A 1,831-nucleotide genomic window follows, 5' to 3' on the forward strand; every position below is an offset into this window, starting at 1 on the left:
CGCGTAGCCGGCGGCCAGGTCCCCGATGACGCGCAAACGCACGGGGTTGGCCGGCGAGGCATCCGCCACATCCGCAGAACGCACCGCATAGCCATCCATGGCGGAATTCTGAAAAGGAGGAATGTTGATATCCGAAACGATATCCTCCCCCAGCACACGATCCAGCGCATCAAGTATCGGAACCTCTTCCAGGGGAAGAGGGCGCACCAGCGATAACACTCGCTCCAGGGCCTCTTCCACCGATAACATTTTCTCCACCAGTCCTGCCATGGCACACTCCTTATGAATACGCCCAGGCATGGGCATTTTCCGGCGAGGCATATTGTACATATTTCTGGCAGGACGTCAACAGCATCGCATGACCCCAGGGTGTTCGAATAGACGGCCGCTATCATTGGAGCCGCGGCTTCAGCCTCTGGCGTATTACATGCACGAGGTTTCTCCGCCATTCCTACCATTGTAGCCTTGATTTTCCCATGCATATATGGTTTAATGGATGGAGTGCCGAATGGCGGAGGGAGCTGGAGGCTGACCCGACCAGCCTCCAACAAGTGGTGACCAATCTGGCCGTCAACGCGCGCGACGCCATGCCTCGCGGCGGCACGCTGTGGATGCGCGTCATGCGCCGCACATTTGACCCGCGCTTCGACCCGCCGCCGTGGCCGGGCATGCGGGCCGGCTCCTGGATCCTGCTCCAGCTAGAGGACACGGGATGCGGCATCGCGCCGGAGCATCTGCCGCACATTTTCGAGCCGTTCTTCACCACCAAGGGCGCCGGCAAGGGCACGGGCCTGGGCCTTTCCCAGGTGTACGGCATCGTCCAACAGCACGGCGGCTATATCGGCGTGGAGAGCCAGGTGGGACGGGGGAGCACCTTTACGGTGTACTTGCCGGAGCTGACCGTCATCGGCCCTCTCGACATAAAGAAAGAATCGCATGCAGACATGGCGCGGGTGTGTGGGCATGGGGAGCGCATCCTGCTGGTGGAGGATGATGAGCGGGTACGGGAGATTTGCCGGCAGGCGTTGGCCTCGGCCGGCTATGAGGTGGTGTGGGCGGCGGACGGTGTAGAAACGTTGGAAAAGCTTCAGGAACTGGCCGGCGCCGTGGACCTGGTGATCACGGATATGGTGATGCCGCGCATGGGCGGTGCGGAGTTGATTGCCGCGCTGCGGGCCGGCGGTTTCTCCTGTCCGGTGTTGGTGATGACGGGCTATCCCCTGGATCAATCCGCGGAATGGGGTTCGCTGGGCACGCCTCTGTGGATTATGAAGCCGTTTTCTCTGTCGACCCTACTGGAGAAGGTGCGGGAGGCAGTGCGGGGGCCGGCGATTCCCCTTGATTTCCCCATTATGTCAAGTTCCCCTATGGGATTACTACATAATATACATAGTGCGAAGTAAAAAAAGAGCGGGGGTTCGGCGGGGTGGTGCCGCTGAAGGAGATCTGCCGGCTGGGACACTACTGGCCGGCGAATTCGCCCGTCGCGACGACAGATTTCGTCGCTATGTTGTGGTATCATTACGGTGCATGCAGATTCAGCCCGACAAGCACTCACCCAGGAGGCTGTGAGATGGTGGAGACTCTGGTCAGCAAAAAGGCACAGCGTCTGAACCTGATTTACAATATGCTGATGGCCACCCCCAAGGGCCTGACCACACAGGAATTGGCCCATCGCTGTGGGGTCACCCAACGCACCATCCAGCGGGATTTGCTGGACTTGCAGGATGAGCCGTTTCGAGTGCCGTTGATCGAGGAAAATCATCGCTGGAAGGTTCTGCCGCATTCGAAATATATTCTTCCGCCGGTGCGGTTTGAGCTGACGGAAGCG

Annotated in this window: 3 protein-coding genes; 2 read left to right on the forward strand and 1 reads right to left on the reverse strand. The window is 59.7% G+C overall.

Annotated elements, in window-relative coordinates; translation table 11 throughout:
- Positions 1 to 249, reverse strand: a 249-nt coding sequence (locus H5T60_14535) for a molybdopterin molybdenumtransferase MoeA (protein MBC7243648.1), incomplete at its 3' end; no start/stop codon positions are given.
- Between the two features lie 227 nt (positions 250 to 476).
- Between H5T60_14535 and H5T60_14540 the strand changes: the two genes are divergently transcribed.
- Positions 477 to 1,403 carry a response regulator gene (locus tag H5T60_14540; protein ID MBC7243649.1) on the forward strand — a complete coding sequence of 309 codons (927 nt, stop codon included), beginning with the start codon at positions 477 to 479 and terminating at the stop codon, positions 1,401 to 1,403.
- A 170-nt stretch (positions 1,404 to 1,573) separates the two neighbouring features.
- A partial coding sequence (locus tag H5T60_14545; GenBank protein ID MBC7243650.1) for an HTH domain-containing protein occupies positions 1,574 to 1,831 on the forward strand: 258 nt, incomplete at its 3' end.

Source organism: Anaerolineae bacterium (assembly GCA_014360855.1).
Taxonomy (GTDB): Bacteria; Chloroflexota; Anaerolineae; order JACIWP01; family JACIWP01; genus JACIWP01.

Coding starts and splice junctions, on each gene's coding strand:
- H5T60_14540 (MBC7243649.1), top strand. CDS start 477: ATGCATATATGGTTTAATGGATGGAGTGCCGAATGGCGGAGGGAGCTG.